16 protein-coding genes and 1 riboswitch are annotated in these 23,605 nt (G+C 40.0%); of the genes, 4 read left to right on the top strand and 12 right to left on the bottom strand.

Going from position 1 to position 23,605, the window contains the following annotated elements; all coding sequences use genetic code 11:
- Positions 1-232: 232 nt before the first annotated feature.
- Positions 233-1,138: a LysR family transcriptional regulator gene (locus SALPA_RS18110; RefSeq protein WP_145097157.1), complete on the top strand. Its 906-nt coding sequence runs from the start codon at positions 233-235 to the stop codon at positions 1,136-1,138.
- Between the two features lie 160 nt (positions 1,139-1,298).
- Here the strand turns inward: SALPA_RS18110 and SALPA_RS18105 are convergent, their stop codons facing one another.
- A complete protein-coding gene (locus SALPA_RS18105) occupies positions 1,299-2,234 on the bottom strand; it encodes a LysR family transcriptional regulator (protein WP_145097154.1) in 936 nt (311 codons plus the stop codon).
- A 268-nt stretch (positions 2,235-2,502) separates the two neighbouring features.
- Between SALPA_RS18105 and SALPA_RS18100 the strand changes: the two genes are divergently transcribed.
- Positions 2,503-3,615 (top strand): uroporphyrinogen decarboxylase family protein, encoded by a 1,113-nt coding sequence (locus tag SALPA_RS18100; protein ID WP_145097151.1) that lies wholly within the window; start codon positions 2,503-2,505, stop codon positions 3,613-3,615.
- Positions 3,616-3,775: 160 nt separating this feature from the next.
- On the opposite strand, the gene SALPA_RS18095 is transcribed toward SALPA_RS18100, so the two are convergent.
- Complete coding sequence (locus SALPA_RS18095; protein WP_255451432.1) at positions 3,776-5,011, bottom strand: GGDEF domain-containing protein; 1,236 nt, start codon at positions 5,009-5,011, stop codon at positions 3,776-3,778.
- 494 nt (positions 5,012-5,505) lie between these two features.
- Here SALPA_RS18095 and SALPA_RS18090 point away from each other — a divergent pair, with 494 nt between their 5' ends.
- Together SALPA_RS18090 and SALPA_RS18085 are read left to right on the top strand one after the other, a co-directional pair.
- A complete protein-coding gene (locus SALPA_RS18090; RefSeq protein WP_145097145.1) occupies positions 5,506-5,931 on the top strand; it encodes a MarR family winged helix-turn-helix transcriptional regulator in 426 nt (141 codons plus the stop codon).
- Positions 5,932-5,961: 30 nt separating this feature from the next.
- A complete protein-coding gene (locus SALPA_RS18085) occupies positions 5,962-7,167 on the top strand; it encodes an MFS transporter (protein WP_145097142.1) in 1,206 nt (401 codons plus the stop codon).
- 114 nt (positions 7,168-7,281) lie between these two features.
- On the opposite strand, the gene SALPA_RS18080 is transcribed toward SALPA_RS18085, so the two are convergent.
- The 10 genes from SALPA_RS18080 to SALPA_RS18035 all read right to left on the bottom strand — a co-directional run bounded on the left by SALPA_RS18080 (position 7,282) and on the right by SALPA_RS18035 (position 23,582).
- Positions 7,282-8,109, bottom strand: coding sequence for a polysaccharide deacetylase family protein (locus SALPA_RS18080; RefSeq protein WP_145097139.1), 828 nt, complete (start codon positions 8,107-8,109; stop codon positions 7,282-7,284).
- A 45-nt stretch (positions 8,110-8,154) separates the two neighbouring features.
- Positions 8,155-8,922 carry a serine hydrolase gene (locus SALPA_RS18075; RefSeq protein ID WP_145097136.1) on the bottom strand — a complete coding sequence of 256 codons (768 nt, stop codon included), beginning with the start codon at positions 8,920-8,922 and terminating at the stop codon, positions 8,155-8,157.
- A 229-nt stretch (positions 8,923-9,151) separates the two neighbouring features.
- Positions 9,152-10,186 (bottom strand): glycosyl hydrolase family 18 protein, encoded by a 1,035-nt coding sequence (locus tag SALPA_RS18070; RefSeq protein WP_145097133.1) that lies wholly within the window; start codon positions 10,184-10,186, stop codon positions 9,152-9,154.
- Positions 10,187-10,207: 21 nt separating this feature from the next.
- A complete protein-coding gene (locus SALPA_RS18065; RefSeq protein ID WP_145097130.1) occupies positions 10,208-12,115 on the bottom strand; it encodes a glycoside hydrolase in 1,908 nt (635 codons plus the stop codon).
- Positions 12,115-13,950 (bottom strand): glycosyltransferase, encoded by a 1,836-nt coding sequence (locus SALPA_RS18060; protein WP_145097127.1) that lies wholly within the window; start codon positions 13,948-13,950, stop codon positions 12,115-12,117. The genes SALPA_RS18065 and SALPA_RS18060 overlap by 1 nt, the downstream gene beginning before the upstream one ends.
- A gap of 35 nt (positions 13,951-13,985) precedes the next feature.
- Positions 13,986-16,637, bottom strand: a complete 2,652-nt coding sequence (locus SALPA_RS18055) for a polysaccharide deacetylase family protein (RefSeq protein WP_145097125.1) — start codon at positions 16,635-16,637, stop codon at positions 13,986-13,988.
- An 18-nt stretch (positions 16,638-16,655) separates the two neighbouring features.
- Positions 16,656-17,984, bottom strand: coding sequence for a nucleotide sugar dehydrogenase (locus SALPA_RS18050; protein ID WP_370516712.1), 1,329 nt, complete (start codon positions 17,982-17,984; stop codon positions 16,656-16,658).
- A gap of 22 nt (positions 17,985-18,006) precedes the next feature.
- Positions 18,007-21,393, bottom strand: a complete 3,387-nt coding sequence (locus SALPA_RS18045; RefSeq protein WP_145097122.1) for a tetratricopeptide repeat protein — start codon at positions 21,391-21,393, stop codon at positions 18,007-18,009.
- 186 nt (positions 21,394-21,579) lie between these two features.
- Positions 21,580-21,665: riboswitch (cyclic di-GMP riboswitch) on the bottom strand.
- Positions 21,666-21,723: 58 nt separating this feature from the next.
- Positions 21,724-22,245 carry a metal-dependent hydrolase gene (locus SALPA_RS18040; RefSeq protein WP_145097119.1) on the bottom strand — a complete coding sequence of 174 codons (522 nt, stop codon included), beginning with the start codon at positions 22,243-22,245 and terminating at the stop codon, positions 21,724-21,726.
- 74 nt (positions 22,246-22,319) lie between these two features.
- Entirely contained in the window at positions 22,320-23,582 is a 1,263-nt protein-coding gene (locus SALPA_RS18035; protein WP_145097116.1) for a nucleotide sugar dehydrogenase, read from the bottom strand.
- Positions 23,583-23,605: the final 23 nt, after the last annotated feature.

Below are 23,605 nucleotides of genomic sequence, written 5' to 3'. Positions count from 1 at the left end.
CCCCTTATTGATGTATTTGTACCACAACAGTCGCGGGGACGACTCTCGCCGAGTCGAATACCTATTCCCATTTTTGCAATATTTGTCATGGAAGTCTAAACTCCTGCTCACTGCCTATAAAACCAGCAGGAATTTTTTCTTTTATTGACTTGTAGTTTTCCTTTTCATCTATAGTATCGCTTTGGCATTTGTTATATGCTTATACTAACTACATTGCTTCAGGGGGGAACGAATGGATATTCAACTATTCCGAACATTCCTTTCGGTAGCTAAGCTAAGCAACATCACCAAAGCTGCCGAACAGTTGAATTTCACACAACCGGCAATAACTGCTCAGATTCGAATGCTCGAAGAACATTATGGGATTACCCTCTTTGAGCGTATGGGGAAAAAACTTTATATTACGGAAGCCGGGCGTGAACTGACCATACATGCAGAAAAACTGCTGACCGATTTCTATAACATTAATACTGCCATGCAGAATTTTTCCCACTTCAACGCTCCCATAAAATTAGGCGCCTCAACTACAGCGGCCAGCTATTTTCTATCTCCGGCACTATTAGAATTTCAGAATCGCGGTATAACTGGTTCTGTCAATGTTGATATTTGTCCCAATCTTCCTATAACCATCAAAGGACTTTTGGATAACGTTTTTGATATAGCTATTGTCCATGATAAGATTAGCAGTAATCAAATAATACAATTCAGCTTATCGCATGAAAAATTGGTTTGGGTAGTCAATCATGATTTATTTGACATGAATAATAATTATCAAGGCATCAGCCATTATCCCTTCATTAATTTCCGGCCAGGCTGCGTATTCCGAACCATGTTTGAAGAAAAAATAAGAAAAAAAGACGTCCACTCCATTATCGAATATAGCGATGCAGAAGCCATTAAACGGGCGGTATTGGATGGAGTTGGCGCAAGTATACTGCCATACGTACTTGTAGAACCATTTTTAGCAAATGGTACACTAATTGAATTAACTAATGCGCCACAATTGACGTTCGTTATGTCTGTCGCTCTTCATAAAAACAAGGTGTTAACTCCAGCCATGAAGGCACTCCTGCTGATCTTTGCCGAACACGGTAATATGCAAAGCGACCTCATAGACTATATTGGCACTAAATCATAAAAGTTTATTATTACTATGATAACCACCAACAATTTCCATTCTCTCTTTAATGAGCGCTATACTATTGGCAGAAGTAATATAGCGGCAAAGGGGGGATGCAGAATGGAAATGCTTATATTCTTTATTGTTGCCATTCTTTTGGACCGGTATGGAAACGATATCATAGACTAGCAGTATTCTTCAATATATTATAATTATCAGTCGGCCTTTTAACTGCCTCCAGCTCCTGTAAGAAAAGAGGAATTGATGGATTGCTATGTTTTGTGCGCCAAGCAGCAACCAAATCTACCCTGGTGTCATTACCCAAAATATCAACATATCGAATAAAGGGACTTCCATAGGTTTTAGGTATGACGGAAGGCAGGATGGAGATGCCTAACCCGCATTCGACGGACAGTAAAACAGCGGAATTTGAAACTTGCAGCACATTAGGAGAAAAACCCCGGTTGACACAGATACGTAGCATATTTTCGTATCCCCGGGATGCTATATGCTGATGTTCGAAAACTATAGTCTCTCTGGCAATTAAAGGAATATGTGAATAGTTAATTAAGGACTCGTTGGCAAGTTCGTGCGAGTAAGGAACAACTAGGCAAAGTGAGTCAGTAAAAATTTTTTTAAAAGAAACTTGGGGCAGCGAGGCCGATTCTATTACGAGCGTGAACCCTAAATCCACCTGGGCATGTTGCAAAGCTTCGTCCAGACCACTCAAGCTGAGGTATTCAAATACTAGGTTGATTTGGGGATATTTATGATGAAAATTAGTTACTATCCTGGGAAGTATGCGTCGTTCTGCATGACTCAGGATACCTATTTTCAAATTGCCTGTTATACCGGCTTCTGCCTCTCTCGCCATACGAATGGCATCCGCAGACATGGCAACAAGCGCCTTAGCTTCTTTTAGTAGAACGCTACCGGCGGCAGTTAGTGAAACCGAATGACGATCACGAATAAATAAGCGAGCACCGACTTGTTTTTCTAATTCAGCGATCTGCTGGCTCAGAGAAGGTTGACTAACGTAAAGGTGTTTCGCAGCCGTGGTAAAACTAAGTTGTTCAGCGACGGAAATAAAATACCGCAGTTGGCGAATGTCCATAGCATCACCCCATACTAGTTCGTGATTTTAAATCTATATATATAGATTTCTATATACTTGTATTCTGTAACTTATTATATATTTTGTCTACCTAGCTGACAAGGGCACTCGCATGAATTATCCCAATAGTAGAACTAGAGTAGGACTTAGGAAATTAGTCGATAGGACTTTTCTATTAGCTGATACAAGATATGTATTTCCATTCAATTGCAAATTGTTTGATAATAGATCATAGATAGTAACTTATTTAAAAAGGAGTGTTCGTCCAATGACAACGAATCAGGAACTGTACAGAGAAAGGCAGCACAGATTAGATACGGCTATTGCTTTAGGAACGCCTGACAGGGTACCTATTATTTTAACAGGTGATTCTTTTTTTGCCAGGCACCTTGGCATTCCGTTGGCCGATTATTTGAAAGACCTATATGAAAGCAGTCAGATTCATTTACGGTCCATTCCGCAGTTAGGCGAGATTGATGGAGCCCAATATTTGAATCCCTGCGTGTATTCCTTAGGGCAGGGAGTATATGCCAATGTAAAGTTACCCGGACGTGAGCTACCTCCTGATGCCCAATGGCAAATTGAAGAAGTAAATCTAATGACGGCTGATGATTATGATACTATTCTTACTAAGGGGTTTATACAGTTTCACCAGGAATTTTTGGCCAAGAATTTACCGGCAGCCCTTTCTGATATGGAGTTTCATATGAAGACGGATTTTCCCCGAATTATTGCCGACTATAAGCAAGCCGGATACGTTCCGTTTACCCCGATCATCTGTGGAGTGCCTTTTGATATGCTTTCAAGTAACCGGGGAATGTCAAATTTAGTTAAGGACTTATATCGTATTCCAGATAAAGTAGCATCGGTTATTGATATTATGACTACTGACCTGATAGAAATTTTGCGGGCGCAAATACGCTATATGAATCCTTATGCAGTATTTATTGGCGCAACACGATGTGCAAGTGAATTTCTGTCCCCTAAGTTATGGGAAAAATTCGCTCTTCCACACCTAAAACGAATTGTTGAGGCTGTGGCCGGCGAGGGATGTAATGTGTTGATGCATTTTGATTCAAATTGGGATCGAGGTTTAGAATATTTCCGCGAGTTTCCGAAAGGAAAATGTGTATTTGCGTCAGACCATTCAACTGATATATATAAGGCTAGAAAGGTCCTTGATGGTCATATGTGCGTTATGGGGGACGTTCCCGCCGCCTTGCTGAAACTTGGTACACCTGACGAGGTTTACCAATATTGCAATAAACTGATCAAAGATCTAGGACCATCCGGGTTTATCTTGGCGGTAGGGTGTTGCTTGCCGCTTGACGCTAAAGTGGAGAACGTCAAGGCCATGATTGCTGCTGCGAATGGCAAATAGTAAAATGCGGATTTTACTGATAAAAAAATAAGTAAGAATGTTTTATTATTGGCATACCACATCTAACTAATTTTTCAAGAAGAACCCAGGATTTGCGCTATTTCAGGCATCCTGGGTTCTCTTACTAATAAATATAAGATTTCATACACAATGATGGCAGCTACATAATAGTCTTGTTTCGTCCACTTTCTTTTGCAGCATACAACTTTTTATCTGCTTTATTAAGTAATTCACTAATCTTTTCTCCCTTATATTCTTCAATGCCTATACTAACAGTTAAGTGTATTTTATCCACGAATTCATATAACTCGATGACGCGTCTGATCTTTTCTGCAACTTTAAAACCCTCATTTAGATTTGTATCTACGAGCATTACCAAAAATTCCTCGCCACCATACCGTCCAACAAGATCAGTTTGCCGAGTGCCTTCTTTAATAATTTTGGACAATTCTTTTAGTATTTTATCTCCTATTAGGTGACCATAGGTGTCGTTAATCCTTTTAAAATAATCAATATCTAAGAGCATTACAACAAACTGACAATTACTCCGGCTGTATCGCTTAGCCTCTTTTGCTAGACGTTCATATATATATCTGTGGTTGTAGAGTCCTGTCAGCGCATCAATTGTTGCCTGGGCCTTTAAGACGCAATTTCGCTCAAGCAGCTCCTGTTCTTTTTGCTTCATCTCTCTGAAAATAAAATCGTACGGTTCTTGTATTCCTTTGACAATAATCGTCTTATAAATTAAATAAAAGGAAAATATCTTAAAATAATGTCCTACTAGGTTTGAAAAACCATAGTTATCTATATATACGGTAAAAGCGAGCTCAGAGATAATAGTACAAACCATCGATAAAAGTAGATATCTATATACAATTCCTTCAAAATAAGATTTATTGTTTTTAAGAATAATTATTGCCGCAAACAATATCAAACAAATAGTATATTCACTATATATTTTAAAAGGTGTAAGACCTACCCCATCCACAAAACACTCGGGGAATATCTTCCATACAAAAATTGAACTCAGAATCAACGTCGTAATGACAGTGCAAATAGCAAAGAGTGCATATGGATTAACCTTCATTTTTGATTTTACAAAAATGAAGGAAATTAAGAGGATAATACTTTCAAAATAGCGGGCAGCGATCCACAATTGATTAGCATAGTAGTCATAGTCCTTGAAAATTTGCATACCTTTGTATGACATCGTATGGAATAAATCAATAAATGCAATGAAAAAATAGGCTATGCCTATCAATTTGAGATAGTTATTTTCAATATAGCGCATTGAATTCCATGAAATCAAAAAAACAGTAAACGCGATGCAAATACTGAATATTTCTGCAATGGTATGAAAAAGTAGATAATTATATAAGCTACTAAAATATAGCATTATAAGGGTAACTATAATAAAAATAATGCTAACCGCTTTAAATAATTGCTTCCGCATTCGATTCACCCCAAATCTGTAGTTTCAAGCTATTAAGATAGTATAACTCAACTTTCGCAGTTCAAAGATGCAATAATTAATAACAAGTTGTAGGATCGTCCTTGAAACTCTTTTTGCAGACTGAGCTTAATTGCTGAGCATTTAGGATCTGCTTTGTGAGGATTTACATACATTTATTGTGGATAACTGTTATTTACTAGTATTATTTTTATTGTAATTAGTATCTTATGGTAAGTCAAGTAAAGCTTCATTAAAATAGAAAAGAGCTACTCTCATTGAGTAGTTCAAAAGTTAGGGGCCGTGTTGAAACATAAGAGTTTCAGTTTTTCCGTAAATTTATAAACACTTGACTACAAACCGCAATGGTAATATACTAGTTAATAATATACTAGTTAATTTTATTTCAATACACTATTACTACTTTTAAGAGGTGAACCATGAATGCATCCACGTTAATTCATTTACTCTATCAAACCACGCGTGCTATTTCCCAAGGCGTAAACCAAGCACTGGTAGAGTATGGGCTATATAGTTCTGAATGGTCAATTATTGTTGCCATAAAAGAAACTGGCCCTATTTCTCAGATTGCTTTGGCGAAATACCTTAATATCGAACCGGCAGCAATCTCAAAAACCGTAGTGAAATTAGAAGAAAAAGGCTTTATTGAAAGAAAATCCGGAAATGATAAACGCGAAAAAAAAGTCTTACTAACTGAGAAAGCGCTAAGTCAATATACCATTTGGGAAAAAGCGATTGACGATCATAGGCAGTCTATTCTAGTTGACTTGCCACAAGAAAAACAACACGAATTATACACAATGCTCGAATCCATTTATTCAAATTCACAAAAATGTAAAAAGTAATGCTGCTGTCTTACTTAGAAAGGACAATTCATGACAATCACTACTACCAAATTATGGACAAAAGATTTTATTTTATTTACGATTTCTAATACTTTTTTATTTAGTGGCTTTCATATCTTTTTGCCAACACTTCCGATTTATGTCTTAAATCAAGGCGGAACTAGTACCGATGTCGGATTATTATCTGCAACTTTTGTATTCTTTGCCATTCTGATTCGTTTGTTTACAGATTACGGGATTAAAAAATGGGGCAAAAAATATTATTTATACATCGGCTGTATATTATGCTTTGTTGCTGCCATAAGTTATATTTTAGCAACTACTGTACCCCGTTTACTTTCCTTACGAGTAGTCCATGGGCTAGGGTTTGGTATAGCCACCACGTTATATGCTGCCATTGTCTCCGACCTAATCCCAAAATCACGCCGCGGCGAAGGGATAGGTTATTTTGGACTAGGCACCACTTTGGCAATGGCAATTGCTCCAGGCCTTGGGGTATGGATTGTTGATAACTTTTCTTTTAATAGTCTCTTTATGGTGGCGACAATCAGCCAAATTCTTGCACTCTTTTTCTTGAGTCTCTGTTCCATTCCTGATGACCGTTCTATACATACAGAGAAGCAAGAAAAATCATCACTTATCGATAAACTACTGGAAAGAAGACTACTATTCCAAGCCTTTCTTGCCCTGCTATTCGGGGTTTGTATCGGTGGGGTTTTAAATTTCATCGCTTTATTAGCCCAAGAAGCCCATATTGCTAATGCAGGTGCTTTCTTTCTGATGTGTACCCTTTGTATCTTTTTATCGCGTGTAGTAACAGGCCGCATTTTTGACAAAAAGGGGCCTGCCTGGGTCATTTTACCTGGCACAATATTCTTTTTATTAGGGTTTGTGGCTTTAGCCCAAAGCAAAAGCATGACTTCTTTTTTAGCAGCCTCTGCCCTGTACGGCTTTGGCTACGGCACCATTTTCCCAGCATTACAAACCTGGATGTTTAATCTTGTACCACCAGCGAAACGCAGCACAGCCAGTGCAACCTTTTATAATATGATTGATATCGGTAATGGGGTAGGCTCGATCGCCTTAGGAATGCTCGCCGGCAAACTTGGCTATGCCTCGATTTATTGGTGCTCTGCCAGCATCATGGGTATTTTTCTCTTTAGCTATACCTGGTTCGTAATTCAGGAAAAATACGCTTCAGAGCATAATCTCGATGATATAGAAGCAAACGGCTAACAACTAGTAATGCAGGACACTGTTCTCTACTACGCACAGTGTCCTGCATTACTTTTATCAAAGGCGAAAAACAATACTAATTTTTAGCTTGGCAATGCGCCCTTTTACAAACTTTTAATCCAAAGGGCCAAACCTTTCGACAAAAGCTTCTTTCGGGATGCTTTTATAGTTAAGCACCGATTTTTTGAATAGTTCCATATTATTTTTCCCCATAATAATCCCCATATAGATCCGTGGTATGGAAAACCTCGCCTCATGATCATAAAGTCCTAGGTCGCTAACAGCAAAAGACGCTTTATACCCAGCTCGCTCGACTGCATCTAGGACACTTTTATTATAAGAGCCATAGGGAAATGCAATCGTCTCAGATTGTGTTCCCGTCAAATCCTCAAAAAACTTCTTTGATCCCGCTACTTCATCTTGCAATTGTTCGGCGGAAATTTTAGTAAGGTCTGCATGCGTCAGGGTATGTGGTTGAATGGAGAACAACGGATCTACACTTAATTCTTTGATTTGTTGCTCAGTCAGGTAAGAATAGCCTGTCAGCTTATTTCCCATGCTGTTCTTAATAATAAAGAAAGTTGCCTTCATTCCACGCTTACGAAGTTCCGGCACAGCATATGTATTTATTCCATCGTAACCGTCATCAAAGGTAATGAAAATGCTTTTTTTCGGAAAAGGGGTATTTTGCGTAAGGCATTCAACAAATTCATGAACAGACAATGTTTTATATCCATGGGCTGCCAACCAATCCAGTTGTTGACAAAAATCCTTTACTGAAACATCGAATCCATTTATTTCTGTTTCTTTGATATCATGGTACATCAACACCACCGGGAAATCACTTCGTTTAAATTTAACTGTTCCACTACAAAATCCATAGCTAGACAGACAAACCATTAGTAATGTAATCACTAATGGTATCCATACTTTTATTTTCATGTTTATAACCAACTCCTAGCTTTTTTCAAGAATAGCAATAGTGCTTTATCTCCGCAACGCATTGTAGAGTTTTGCTGATACATTTGCAATAAAGTCACTGGAATAGCTATGGTCACCTGTGCGGGTGTAAAAACTGATTAAAATTGGATCATGTCCGTCCTGAACGACACCCACATCACAAAGCACATCATCCAGTTCACCGACTTTATGAAATACCGGTACTTGCATATAACGGGGAATTTCATCATGGAAGATTGTGTTGGCCAGATCGTCTTTTAATCGCCGCACATTTTTTTTGTCAATATATTTTTCCCTGTATATGGACTCAAGAACCTTGGACATTTCATAAGGCGTTGTTACACTATGATAACTGTATTTTTTAAACGCCTGTTCATCATGGATTTCCGTCTTACTTAACTGTAAATCCCGCTGAACTTTATCAAACCCGTCTTTTTTGGTTGCATCAAACTCATTCAGTAAGGCAGCAAACGTATTGTTATCACTTACTTTTATCATCATATCAATTTCTTGATCATACTCATTCTGCTTGTAGGACGGCGCTTTTGGATAAAGAAATTTATATGTAGCCAATGCCACAATCAGCTTACTTGTAGAAGCGGTAGGAAAAACAGTATCCTGGTTATATTTTATCGTTTTTCCTGTTTTTAAGTTCTTGGCAAATACGCCAACTTGTCCGTCAAACTGTTTTAAATCACTGGTTATTTCCCTTTCCAAAGCCGGTGATGCACTAGCTGTTACGCCTGACAAAGCAATAATAAGTGCAGTACATGCCGGGATAAGTTTTTTTAGCATCGAAATTCCTCCTTTTAACTGGATATGTCTATTTTAGCATAAAGTTAAGGAACAGGTTAGAAATTTTCCGCTCATGAAACTCGCTGTCAGTTCCACCAAGTCAGACCCTATTTCCCCACTTTGTAATATTTGCCATAGAAATACAACCCCCCTGCCATTCTTACAAATCCGGCAGGGGGTTTTTGTGATTAGTCCAATTAAACGGCTAGTAACGCAGCTATGCACTTATCTATTCTATTTTGTTAATAGCAATATTTCCGCCCAAACGCCATATGCTGATGTTATTTACACCCTGCTCCTTAGCTATACCAATCCAGTAATTTAGCGTTTCGACATCAGCATACCAAACCTGGTAGGAAACACCCATATCTTTATACTCAAAAACTATGCACCGGCTTTCTTCATCCCTTTTGGTTTTACTGTCCTGTATCACTGCAATAGTTTTGGCTTCGGCTTCTGAGAGAAGCGTTCTCTTGCCATTATCCCCCCATAGACAGCCGCCGGTTGCAAAGGCAACAGAGGTTTCGCCTGGTAACGCTTTCATTTGCCTTACTGTTTTTTCAATAAACCCCCGATTGGCCTTTGGGCCTGGCTCACTATGCAGCCCGTACAGGTTATAAAACATGACTACATATTCAGGTCCTTGAGGGAGATTAGCAATAGAAAATGGTGTCCCTGGTTCAAGTACCACCCGGAGTTTTAACTTATTTTCCCCGGCTTTTTTATAAAGCTTATCAACAAATAATGAAAAAGACTTGGCAATTTGTTCATCATTCCATATACGTTCATAATCAATTTCAATGCCGTCATACTTACCTTGCAAAGTCAGCGCAATAAGATCATCAATATGTCTGTCCCTGGATGCAGGTGTGGCAAATATCCTGCGAAGAACTTCAATGTCTTTCATGATAACCGATTCGTCAGCATTCTGTTTATCATTTATAAAGGTAAGATAGGTTTCATATTTCTCCTTTTTCGCTTTTAACTCCTTTCTTTTATTACTAAGTTCCTGGGGAATGAAAATGCGGTCCTGGGCATCAAAATACGCACCAAAGTAAGACAGTTTACCTAATTTTTTACCTATCCGCTGCAAGTCTTTTTCACCGGCATCCAAATCCCAATAAGCTAACCATGCCGCCCTTTCAATCGTATCTTTTGCATCGGCCTTACTAGTCAACTGGTTATTATAGTTACAGCCTGCCAAAAGAACAAAAACAGCTATCAACAGCACCATTTTAAAAATTTTATAAGCTATACCCTTCACCCAGTTGCACCTCTCTACTGCCTACAAGTATTTAACAAAAAAATCTATGAGGGCTTCCCATAGCTGCTTCACTGTATGCTTGATATTATCAAATCCATCCAATTTACTGTCAAACAAAATTCTTTCATCTTTTGCTCCCGTATTTTCAGAAATTATCAATTTATCAAATACACCATCATATACATCATCTGCCAAATTTCTTTGACTTTGCCCATAGCCCCCCCATGCACTTTCAAGAAAAATAGCGCCAACTTTTGTATTCGTTACTGGCAAATCGCTTACGGCTTCCTTGTCATCCACTATAATGGTTAGCTTATCTCCTTTAAGAGACAATGCCACGCGCCGGTCACCTTTCGCATGAACACTGATCTCAGGTATATAGGGTGCTGCCCCCTCTGGAACGGTAGGAGCTACTTCCCGGGTTTTATTTTCCAACCGCACTGTGTAAGCTTTGGCTTTTTCAGGTGAATTAGCATATTGCAAAAGAGTTGTCAGCGCAGTTAGTTCAGCCGCTTTTTTATCCTCAGGAATGGATAAAATAGTTTTCCCGTCATGCTGATCTAAATTTAACTTAAACAATTCTTTTTCGGCACTGCCATTTTGTTCTGTAACATACAAAACATTGCTAAGAATATATACAGACAAAAATCTTTTTAAGTCTTCATCTGCCCTCAGATATATTCTCTGTAACCCAAATTTATTGCCCTTTAGCCTTACGCTAAGTTTTATATCTTCAAAATCATTACTATTCTTCAAACGTACTAATCCTTGGTCTTTTGGCAAAGAGGTCAAAATCATCGTTTCGTCTTGAATCTCCAATGCCCCTTTACGAGTATCCCATTTTCTCTGTTTATTTAAATTGCCATTAACAAAATCCAAATCCTGATTAATATCGTATTTTATCCGCATCAACAAATGATTGGGATACCAATAAGGCTGCGGTTGCATCCGCGTTAAATCATAAATACTGCTGTTTCTCTGATTAAACGTAAATCCTTCCCGGTTAAAGTTCATTGTAAACAATGTTTTCATCCAATATTCATTCACAGCACTGACTTTGTCATTATTGCCAAACTGGCCTGTATTAGAGTGCATGAGTATATACGTTCCCGGTACATAGCCAATAGACTGAGTATATATATCCCGTACGGCTTGATAATCATGCGAAATACGTTCTTTCATCCTGGTATAGCTTTCTTTTGGAACACCATATTCATCCCGTATATAATCCATTAAATAGTGATTGTATTTACGGCCTAAGTAAGGGGCAACTCCGGCATGTTCAAGTGGCACTAATTCTCCCAGATAGTTATCGTAGCGGTCAAACACGTTAATAAACGCCAGTCTGTAACCATTGGTACCCATTTCCCAATACGTCGTTTTTTCCAGCTCTGTTAGTTCTTCAGGTACTAAAAATTTAGGGTCTTTTTTATCGAATTTTTCGGGATAGGTCAGCATGGTTGCTTTAAAATTCAACTCTTCCAGGATTTTTTGCGAAAAAATAGCCGTATCCCGTCTGCCGTCTTCAAAGATTAAAAACAATGATTTTTCCGGCAGCTCTTTTCCAGACTGATAGTAGTCTAAAATATCTTGCTGCGTAATCGTTACATAGCCCAAATCTTTTAGCGCCTGCAAATGTTCCTGCAAACGCCCGATGCCAATGATATTTTGTTTACCTATCCTTTCCACACCAAAATAAGAAAGGGCAACAAAGCCTTTATCGCCCGAAAACTTTGCACTCTGCGCGGTATAAGGCTTATATGCTTTCAAAGTAAGCAAGGTAACTATCGCTATCGCAATTATCGCAAAAATAAATAGTAGTTGAAACACTACTCTTACCATTTTCTTTCTGTCTTTGAGTTCTGTGAATTTCGCATAGACGGCTGTTTTTCTATACTTACGAGCAATAAAATGAGTTGGCGTTGTCATCAGCGTATATCCCCACTTATATTATCTTTCTTTTTTGCCATTTCCAAAATATCGGCCGGAGTCAACCTTGTTCCCCAGGTAGTTTTCCAAAACGTAACCCAGGCAATGGGCATTTGCCATAAAAGCACGGCTTCATAGTAGAAACAGAACCATAATCCATACAGCCATGTTGAGCTTTTTCGCAGAAATAGTTGAGCCATACTCATCAACAAGGCCATCAGAAAAATACCGAGGATAAAAGTAAGGGGAAATACCCGGTGCATAAGTGGAATGTAAACCAGATTATAAATAACGATAGCCGGCGCCAGCAGCGGTACTAGCATCCCCATATAAAAGGATAATGACATAAAGGGTTCTTTTTTCCACATAAACCGGGCTGCTATCATTGATTCTCTCAGCCATGACCGTTTCCAGCGCATTTGCTGTTTCAAAAAAACGGAATATCTATTTGGCACAATGGTAGTACATATTGCCGTATCCTGATAGGTAGTACGATTGTTTCTTAAGATAAAATTTGTCATGCTCCGGTCATCGCCAAATGTGGCTCTCTCTCCAAAAAATTCTTGGTTCAGCCAGGCATCCATATATTTGAGAACTAAGTCTTTCCGATAGCAAGAAAGCGGGCCTGATAAGCAGGTGACGGCATCAAAATAGCCTTCTGCTGCTTTCATTATCCGAAACGCAATATAATAGCGGACAGCCTGCATCTTTGTAAGCGCATTGGTATAGGTATTAGCAACATCTGTTCTGCCTGACACACCTCCCATTTTTGTATCTTTGAAAGGCTGCACAATATTTCGAATCGCAAAAGGATCTAAAAAACTGTCGGAATCAACAAATACCACTAATTCATGTTGTGCCCTTCTTGCTCCTTGAGCCATGGCGTTCCTCTTGCCGGCATTTTTCTCCTGCCGGAAATAATGCAGTCTTGTTTCGACGTCATAGCGTTTTTCTTTACTCTTTAATTCTTCCACTATTTCTACAATTTTTGTAAAAGACTGGTCGTTGGAGCAATCATCGACTACGATCACTTCCAGCTTATCAACAGGATAATCCTGATTGATGCAGCTTACAATCGTTCTTTGTATCCACTCTTCTTCGTTAAAACAAGGAATAACAATACTGACACCTGGTGTAAACTCGTTGTCAATGGGAACAGGCCGATAAAAAACAGCGAATAAATAGCGGCTCAGCAAAAAAGTAGCGGCAATAAGGCTATACATATACAGAATTTTATTAAACTTAAAATATAATATGCTTTCTGCCCGCATCAGCATGATACAGGCACAAATAATGAATAGGAACAGTGAGGCACATGATAGCATATACCAATTTTTTTTTCTATTGGCATACTGCGCTAATGATTCTAAAAATAGTACACCACAGCGTGTTTTCCCTGCGGGAGTTTTTTCAAGCCGGATATATTTAGCCTCAATGTCAACTTTCATCTCATAACCTTCCGGCATAGTACCGGGCGCGATAGTAAACTTCAAACAAATATTCCTGGCTTGGCTCAAATCCTCTGCTACTTCAGGGGGAACTTCCAATAGCATTCCGGTTGTCGATATATCCACACATTTTCCAGTACGGTTTACCGTTTTTCCCGCCAAAACGTATGTAACGGCAACAATATACTCAACCAAATAGCGTTTGCCCATATTTTCAGATACTATCCGGGCTCCAAGGTCATTTCCAACCACATTATTCCCTAATGCCTGGCGTCGATCCACGTTAGTACGCAAGCCCTCTTTATCCGGCACTTTAGAAAGCAGCCTACGGTCAGGTTTAACGGCAAACAAAATATCTTCTTTATCTTCTTTAAATTGTTTATCCATAGCCTACCTCCCTGGCAATTCATGTGATTTTGCTTTTACTTGCGAACGTTATCAGCGCTATGCACTAATCTCAATGTTCTTTTTGGATTTATTTGCGAATAACCCGCAAATAAATAATCAGATAACCTGCCCACTTTAAACTTCGATGGATCAGAATCCGCCTTAGCTTCATTGGCCGTCAGCAAAATATCCAAAGCCGCCGGTGTGTAGATAACACTATCGCCCATGTGCATAACCAGGATAGCGCCCTTTTTCACTTCACCGTATTGGGTATAAACGCCTTCTTTGATCGTGTCTACAAGCTGAGTAATATCCTTGGCTTTATAGTCATTGGTACTTGTCGAACCGGAAATAATATAGTCGTAACCGGTGTCAAGCAGCGCTTCCAGGCCCATTTTACTGATTGCCAGTGTGGGGGGACGAAAAAATCTAGTCAAAGCCGGTTTCCCATTAACAGTTACATCGCCTGTAACTTCCCGCAATTTCTGGTAAGAAGTTGCCAAGTCTTTGAGATACTCTTCTTTTTCTTGCGTTTTGACATACTTATGTGTTTTGGGATCCATGACCGCCATCGGTTTATGCTTATCCGAGTGACTGCCAATTTCATGGCCTTCCACAGCAATTGCCCTGAGCAGGTTCGGGTTATACAAGACATTGTTGGTAATAATAAAAAATGTTCCCGGTACATTATGTTTGCGCAGAACATACAGCAATTTATTTATCGCTGCATCTGACCCCCAATCATCAAAGGTTAAAAAGATAACATTATCTTGGGTGTGTACAAAGCCGGTTTTATCGAGTCGCCGTTCATCCATTTTTGAAAATCCGATCATCCGATCCTCAAAGCTAACGTCGTTTTGCCCAATATAATGCTGAGAAGCTGTTGCTAAGAAGTTATGACTGTCAATAGCAATTTCCGGTCCATCATGCCTTAGATGGGGCGGAACCTTTTGCAAGTCTACCGGGTATTGGTAAGTGTACTTCGTATTATTGAGAATTTCACCAACCGGCTTAATCCTATACTGCGAATTATTGGCCCGGTTGTTAGTGGAATTATCATAAAAGGCTGCATAAGCAATATTATCTATTTTGTTTTGTTTGATTGATTCCAGCAAACCGCCGACGATTTGGTTATCTGTATAGAAATCCATTTTAAAATACAGGATTTCTCCCCGGGACAATGAAACTATGCTGCTACGAAATAGTTCGGCCATAATCGCATCTACCGAAGTATAATCTTTGTGTTTTAGCTGCACAATATTGATTGATTGACCAATCAACTTATAGTCTAAACTGCCAACCGCTTCCTTTGTAGTATCTGCTACAATGCCTGATATCTGCTTTACCAAATTCGCAGACACGCCAAACTGCTCTTTCAGCAGGCGCGACGAAGACATAATACTCTTGCGGGTTTCCTCTAAGCTCGCTCCAGCCTTCGGTCTTATGGCAATACCGACTTCATGCTTATCGGCAATAATTTTACGTACTATTTGCGGATACTTTTCCATTTCTGCTTCCGACACAAAGAAGGTTGCTTTAATGCCGAGCGTATTCAATCTTTCAAGGACATCATTTACTACTGCTTCTTTCGTTAAGCCGCCAAAGGTGTAAGAAAGAGCCTGCTCTGTAGTGAAAATCGTCTTGATCTCAGTTGCCGGCTGCTCAATACCTTCCGCTGCATACGCTATTGGGCAGCTAAATAGCGCCATACTTTGCTCTTGCAGAAAGGAAGCTATTTTTGCTAACAATGCAAAGTAGTTGCTGTAATCTGGCCGCAAGGCCGTTTTACTGCTCATTTTGGAATAATCCTCTACAAACACTGTGCTATATTGGGCCTTCTGCAGTGCTATTAACAGTTTTTCCACAGCCAAAGCAATCTCCGGTTCTCCCAGACCTCCTTGTGACATTTCTTTTAATCCTGGTTGTTTATCTATAGCTGGCTTCAGATCAGTTTTCCCTGGTTCATTTGTAATCAGTTCAATATCGGCTAATAATTTAACAGAAACAATACTACCTGGCCGAAGAGCTGCAACAAAGGCGTCCGCGTCAATAGCTGCAGCGTTGCTTTGTCTCACATTAAAAAAAGCATCACTTTGTACAACATTTTTAAATCCGCATGCCTTCGCGACTTGCAGCACTTGCTCTGTATATTTTGTATCATTGCATTTTAGCAAATTAGGGTCTTGTGTAGCATTTTCTTTAACAATTTTTTCGGCACGACAAAAATCCTTAGCCAATCTTTCGATAGGCAGATTTTCCATTTTAGGCATACCCACCAGGGTAAAGTTTTCAATTTTCTGCCCTGCGTTTTTAATATCTGCCAAGGTCTGTGGATCCTCGACAGTATGCAGTCCATCCACAAAAAAGGTTGCCTTACTGTTGTACTTTTTCAACAAAACCAATATTTGCTGCATAGTATTACGATCTGTTAGTCCGTCAAAGGTCAAGGCAATCTGACGGGAACTGCCCGGAACGCCGGTAACGATTATTGCCTTCTCTTGACTTTTTTCCAGTTGTGCTAAGACTTGTGCCACTTCCGCGTCCGCATTGTAGAGATCGTCAATTGTTATATTACTGCTATACTCCCGCACTGGTTGATTTTTTTGAAAGTCTTTATAAAAAAATACAGTGGCCAGGGAAACTCCGGTAATAAGAATTAATACTAATACCAGCGTACGCCCTTTCATGGATACCACCTCTCCTGACTAAAGATTCCAGTAAGAATAAGCCGCTGCTTCCAGTTCTTTCTGTTCAATTACATTCTTAATATCAATGATCACATGCTTCGACTGATTTTCATTCTGTCTGAACATTCTTTTGATATCTGCTACCCCTAAATCCTTAAACTGTTGATGACCTACCAAAAATATCAGACAATCGGCATTGGAAATATCTTTTATTTCCACAAGCTCCTGATGTAATTCTCTTTTGTATTCTGCTTTATCAACAACTGGATCTACTACTTTTACTGTGATTCCATATCCAGTAAGTTGTTTACAAAGCTCTACGGCTTTTGAGTTGCGCATATCAGGACAATCCTCTTTGAAGCTGACTCCCATAACATATATATTGGAGTCATTAACATTTTTACCTGCTTGAATCATTCTTTTGATTACATTATGAACAATAAAAGTTGCCATGCCGTCATTGACTTTTCTCCCGGCGGCAATAATTTCTGAGTGATACCCCAGCACTTCGGCTTGATAAATAAAATAATATGGATCAATCCCAATACAATGTCCGCCTACTAAGCCAGGATAAAACCCCAGCGCATTCCATTTGGTATTCATTGCATCAATAACTTCTTTGGTATTAATCCCCATCCGGTCAAAAATCAGTGCCAGTTCATTCATAAAGGCGATGTTAACATCTCTTTGGGCATTTTCCGACAACTTTGCGGCTTCCGCAACTTTAATGCTAGGTGCTTTATATACGCCGGCATGAATAATTAGTTCATAAATTGCCGCAATCTCTTCCAGTGTTTCTTCATCTATACCGGAAACAATTTTGGTGATGTTATCCAGTCTATGTACTTTATCTCCGGGATTAATTCGTTCGGGAGAATAACCGACTTTGAAATCCTTGCCACATCGCAAACCAGATTCTGCTTCCAAAATAGGTATACAAATATCTTCCGTTACACCCGGATATACTGTGGATTCAAAAACAACAATACTTCCTGTTGATAAGTTTTTCCCTACTATTTGGCTAGCATCAACAACAGGTGACAAATTTGGTGTTTTATCACCATTAATCGGCGTTGGTACGGCAATGATAATCATTTTAGCTGCCTGCAATCTTGCGGGATCAGTAGTAAATTCTAGAGTCGAGCTTTCGATTTTTTCGTCACCAATTTCGAGGGTAGGATCAATTCCCTGTTGGTAATTTTTAATTTTCTCCTGATTACTATCAAATCCCAGTGTTTTGAATTTTTCAGCAAATGCCACTGCTATTGGCAACCCTACATAGCCAAGACCTACAACAGCTACATAATTTTTTTTTGCCTTTATTCCGTTAACTACTTCCAATGACATGCCACTTCACCTACTTATAAAGTTAAAAATAATGAGTCAGTTGGGTCCATATCGTTTTTCCTTTTTCGCCGGTAACTTTGTCAGAAAGATCATAGTACTCTACACCCGCAACCAAGTCTTTTGCCAAAGCATAACTTACTCCTGCACCATAGCCTTTCAAGCCTTGCATGGAATTGCCTTTGCCGTTCATTCCATGATCAATATATGTTCCTTGCGGTTGATTGTAATATTTTGCAAACATACTATAGGTGCCCGGCCTATATGTACGTAGGTCGCCATAAGTAAGACTAAGTACATAGCCATCGCTGTTCCCTTTGCGATCTTTTAGACTAGAATCCAAGTACATGGCCCCAATACTAAAATTGCTAAAATTATAGTTGCCACCAATATTCCAGATGGTGTTGGTTTTATTAGAGCCGTCATCCAGGCGGTAGTGATACACACCGGCATCCAGATTGTAATCAAAATCCTTATACCGAGCTGTTGCTATATATGTTGATTTTGTATCTTCGGTTTCCCCATAGCTAAACGAGTATTTTATCGGATCACCAAAATCAACTTTAATGCCGGTAAAGCTGCTATCATAAATATTCCCTTCCGCCATCAGGTAACCGAATTTGCCTGCCTTCACCGTAGCTGCGCCTACATTTCCTTCCACATACAGGCGAGAAAGCTCGAATTTATTATTATAATTTTTTATACTCTTTTGGCCTTCCAGCATACCAAACAACTGCCAATCTTTATTGATTTTTGTATCGGCACCAAGATAAAGCCGGAGTCCTGATGCATCTTTATCCCATTGCGCAGAACCGCTATTCGCCGCGTAATGAAAGCGAATTTCACCGTCAACATTGATCTTGTTGTTTATATGCTTGCTGCTATCACCAACCTGCATCAAATCAGCCATAAGGCTATTATATGTGGCTGGATCAACATCACCTGAAGCACTTACTTTGGGACTATCGCCGCCGGTTTTGTCCGAACTGGCCATTGTCTGGGACTCAATGGCATCATTTTTCCTTAAAGTTATTATTTTTTTATCAGCAGTGGTTTTATCGATACGATTTACCACTTTTGTTGTAAGTTGTGCAAATTGCATTTTAGCTTTTTTCACATCTAAGTTTTGATCATTAATTACATTTGATGTGATCTGTGCCATTTCGTAAGTAAAATCATTTCTTTGTTCACTAGGTATAAGCGGCATTGCTTTGGCCGTAATGGTAGAAGTAGCAAAAGCAAAATCAATTTTAAAATTTTCAGTACTGGTTACAGGTGCAGCTAAGAAATTTGCGGCAAGTTGCGCCATTTCATAAGCAAACTCATCTTTGGATATTTCTGTGCTGCCTCTTACCGCAGTGGCACCAGAGTTGCCCGAACCAGCCGGATTCTTTAATTCAGCTATAGCATATGCCGGACTTGCCTTGGAGGTCGCCGCACCTAACACCCGTGGCTCTGGGCCTTGATAGTCCTGGCGATCAGCAGAGGCTGTTTGGGACTCAAGAGCTGTAACGGCTTTACTCCGTCCATACTTACTCGTAATTGTATCCAGCGCCTGGCGGGACTTCGAATAATCACCTAGCGCGCTGGCTGTGCGAGCCATACCTGATAATCCATCCAGCTCCCCTTCCGGTTGAGCAGATAACAATTGGTATTGCTTATACGCTGCACGGTTGTGATTTTTCTTTACTAAAACTTCGGCATACTGCCGACGATACGCCGGCTTTGGATACTTGCTTAGCACTAATTCAAACAGTGATTTCCCGTCAATATACTTATCTGTATTGATAAGAGTTACCGCATCAGCGATCACAGCATCCGCATTGGTTGGTGCTTTGTCGAGTAATTGACCGTAATAGCTAAGTCCTTCTGCTGTACGGCCATTCAGCATTAACTGAAAAGCCAGCATCCGCCGGCTAGCATCGTCACTCGGCTGCAGCCCGGCAAGATAGCGATATACAGCCAAAGCTTCTCCCTGTTTTCCAAGGCGAAGATAGCTTTCGGCCAGAGACCTAAGTCCGGGAATTGGTACATCTGTATAAGTAGGCCATAGCCGCTCTCCTTCCCGGACTGCCAGTTCATACTGAGAGCTGTTGCCAAGTGCTAATATATAGTCGCCGGCAAGTGAACCTTCGACAGGCAGGGTTTTGGTATAATTAACTAAAATTAAAGCCGCCTTTTGGTCTTGACCATTATTCATATAGGCAATAGCCAAATTATGTTCCAACTTAGTCAACCGTTCAGCCTTGTCCGGGCATTCCGGCAGCAGTCTCCGCGCCCGTTCCAAATCCCGGGCCGCTTGTCTGTAATCTTTTATCTGCAGACTCAACATCCCACGGCTGAAATACACCTCATAATCGTTAGAATTCATGGATAATAGCCGCTCATAATAGGCCTGAGCACCGATAGTATTACCACGGAGTAAGCTCATCTCCCCAGCCAACAAAAGTGCGTCCCTTTCGCCACGAATAATTGCCGGTTGCAGCACAGCCAGAGCCTTGTCATAGTCTTGCAACTGAAAATAGGCGGTACTAACGCTTCGAATTACCGAAAAAGGCATACTTGTACCAGACTGCTGATTATATACATTGATAGCCTGCTCATTCTGACCTGCCTGTTGCAAAATAGTGACATAATCAAAAAGAACCGATTTATCTTGTGCATCTGCCTTAACAAGACGGGCCATAAGATCCAGGGACTGCTGATATTGACCTTTTTGAGCCATTTCCACAGCCTGAGTATGCAACAACTTCCGCTCATTTTCAGCAGAAACAGCCGTCTGTGCAACCGTAGCTGATGGCACCTGCACTGCCGGGACATCGTCTGCCAGCCTATACATACGCAGGCTTTTCTCATACAATTGAGAATAACGCTGCTTGTCAGGACTATTCTCGATGACCATTTGAAATAATGCTTTGCCACCGCCTACATTGCCCATTGACAAAAGTGCCGCTGCGTCTTCCGCTGCACCAGCAAGCATTCCCTGATTTTCTAGCAGTACCTGACGATACATCGCTAAGCCCTTATCCAGTTGACCGGCATACAGCAATGTATACGCCAAGCCCGCACGATACCTATGATTTTGCGGACTGTGAGCGATGAGTAACTCAAAACCGGTTTTTGCTAACCGTACCTGACCTGTTCGAATATAACATTCAGCCACACAATATAACACTCTGTCAGGCATAGCTTCTAACCGTGGCCATGCTGCATTAGCTGTTTCTATAACCTCCTCATAACGATAATCATCAAACAAAGAGACAACAGCCTCTTCCTCTGCCACAGAAGTATGTATACGAACAGAGTATTCACGACCTGGATCAGGAACTACGGCTGCTGCCGTTTCACCAGTATTATGCTGTGTGGCCATACATGCCGAAACAACAGCCAGCCAAAACCGTCGATCTTTCAATATGTTACACCTCATCTTTCATGTAAAAGATGTATTATTACACAGTTCCATGCTTTTGCTTGGATAATTATACCATACCAGCAAGAAGGAAAAAATAAAAATTACTTAAAGAAAACATCCAGGGAAAGCTAACCTTTCCCTCTGGAAAATAAAAACCACCTGGCAGCACTCACAACAAATACTTGCAAGAGCAACCAGGCAGTCATAGGCATCATGCCGTTAGACCCACGGCTTTGCGTCACCGCTTTTCAACGGGTATGCCAATTCCTTAAATTGTCTAGTTATATTTTACCGATAAATCTATATCTTGTCAATTTGTATTTACGAGATCTAGAGCTTGCCTTTTCGAACAAATTCAAGAATTTTGCCGCCCAGAGCAACTTTCATGAAAAAGTATAACAGGATCAGCACGCTGATATTATCAAATAGATCTCTTTGTTTTATCTTATACCAGCCCAATTGAATTGTTCCCAGCCAAGCTTCATCTATGGGTTTGGAAAACTGCCAACCTTCAAGCGGCCAATAGAAAATACCTGGGTGAATCCACATCACATCAAACACATCATGAAACAATGCCCCGATAAACACTGGAGCTAGCCATGTTTTTTTGTTCCAAAACCATTGTATAGCTGCGAGAATTCCAATAAACCCTAAAAAAACCAAAGAATGACCAATAGCACGACTCTCATATGTATAACTGCTTTCAAGCAACTTAAACAAGGATTTGTCGATGATATCCGGCAATAACGAAGAGACAATAACTATTCGATAATCAATCTGCCGAAGCCGCAAACCCGTTTCCAGCACCTTGACTGCGGCAGTCGTAAATCCAACATGGGATAGTGGTAACATTCTTCCTCCCGTTTTCACTTTCAAATTAATACGCTTCCCTATCTCTGAAAAAACTTACTCCCGTCTTCGCCGGTTCAACTATTTTGATTGTTTTTTCCGAGCACCTTGACACTAAATCCAGCATCTTTCCACTTATTATGATTTAAGCAATTTCTAGTGTCAAATAACTGCTTGTTGCGCATGAGCAGCCCCAGTTCATCAGCTGAAAGATATTTAAATTCTTTATGATCTGCTAACAACAAAATCAAATCAGATGCTACAAAAGCTTCTTCAAGATTTGACAATTCAAATTCATAATTTTTTACATATGGATCGTATATACCGACATCAATATTTGCTTGTTTAAGTTCACGGATGACTTCAGTAGCAGGGCTTTCTCTTATGTCATCCACATTCCCTTTGTAAGTAACTCCCAACACCGTAATCTTGGGTTTTACTATTTGATCCAGCATTTTTTTCACTAAGCCGACAACCAAATCCGGCATCGCATCGTTTATTTCCCGACTCAACCGTATTAATTCTGCATTGTTTGATTTTTCAACAATAAACCAGGGGTCCACTGCCAGGCAATGTCCACCGACTCCCGGACCCGGTTGGTGTAGATTTACACGCGGATGCATGTTTGCCAATTTAATTATTTCCAGCGCATCCAAATTTAAATCATAGGCTATTCGGCAAACCTCGTTTGCCAGTGCAATATTGACATCACGATACGTATTTTCCATCAATTTAGCCATTTCAGCCGATGTGGCATCTGTAATTAATAAGTTCCCTTGTACAACTTTTTCATATATTCCCCGTGCTTTATAGGATGACTTGTCATTTATTCCGCCAATAATACGATCATTACTAACGAATTCATGGAGGATATTTCCCGGCAACACCCTTTCCGGGCAATGCACCAGATAAATTTCTTCGCCAATGTTATAGCCGCTTTTTTGCAAAATAGGAACTAAAATATCTTCCGTGGTACGCGGTGGAACTGTTGATTCCAGAATTACCAAATTTCCTTTTTGCAAGAATGGCAGTATTGACTCCGTAGCCTGTATAACATACATTAATTCTGCCGAATTATCCTCTTTTAGCGGGGTAGGAACAGCAATAATAAAAACATCAGCTTGCTCGGGCACTTGCCGCACGAGCATGTTTCCGGATTGGATTGCCGCACATACAACAGTTTTTAACCCCGGTTCGTTAATATGAATCTGTCCTTTACTCAGTACATCAACAATTTGGGAATCAACGTCTACACCAACAACATGAAATCCATTGGCGGCAAAAACACTTGCAGTCGGAAGTCCGATGTATCCTAAGCCCAAAACGCAAATCCTTGTCATAGAAACTCCCCCTTACTATTCGT

Origin of the sequence: Sporomusa sp. KB1 (genome assembly GCF_007830295.1) — a bacterium.
GTDB lineage: Bacteria > Bacillota > Negativicutes > Sporomusales > Sporomusaceae > Sporomusa.
Note: the sequence above shows the minus strand (reverse complement) of the source record. Positions and strands in the feature narration are given on the sequence as shown.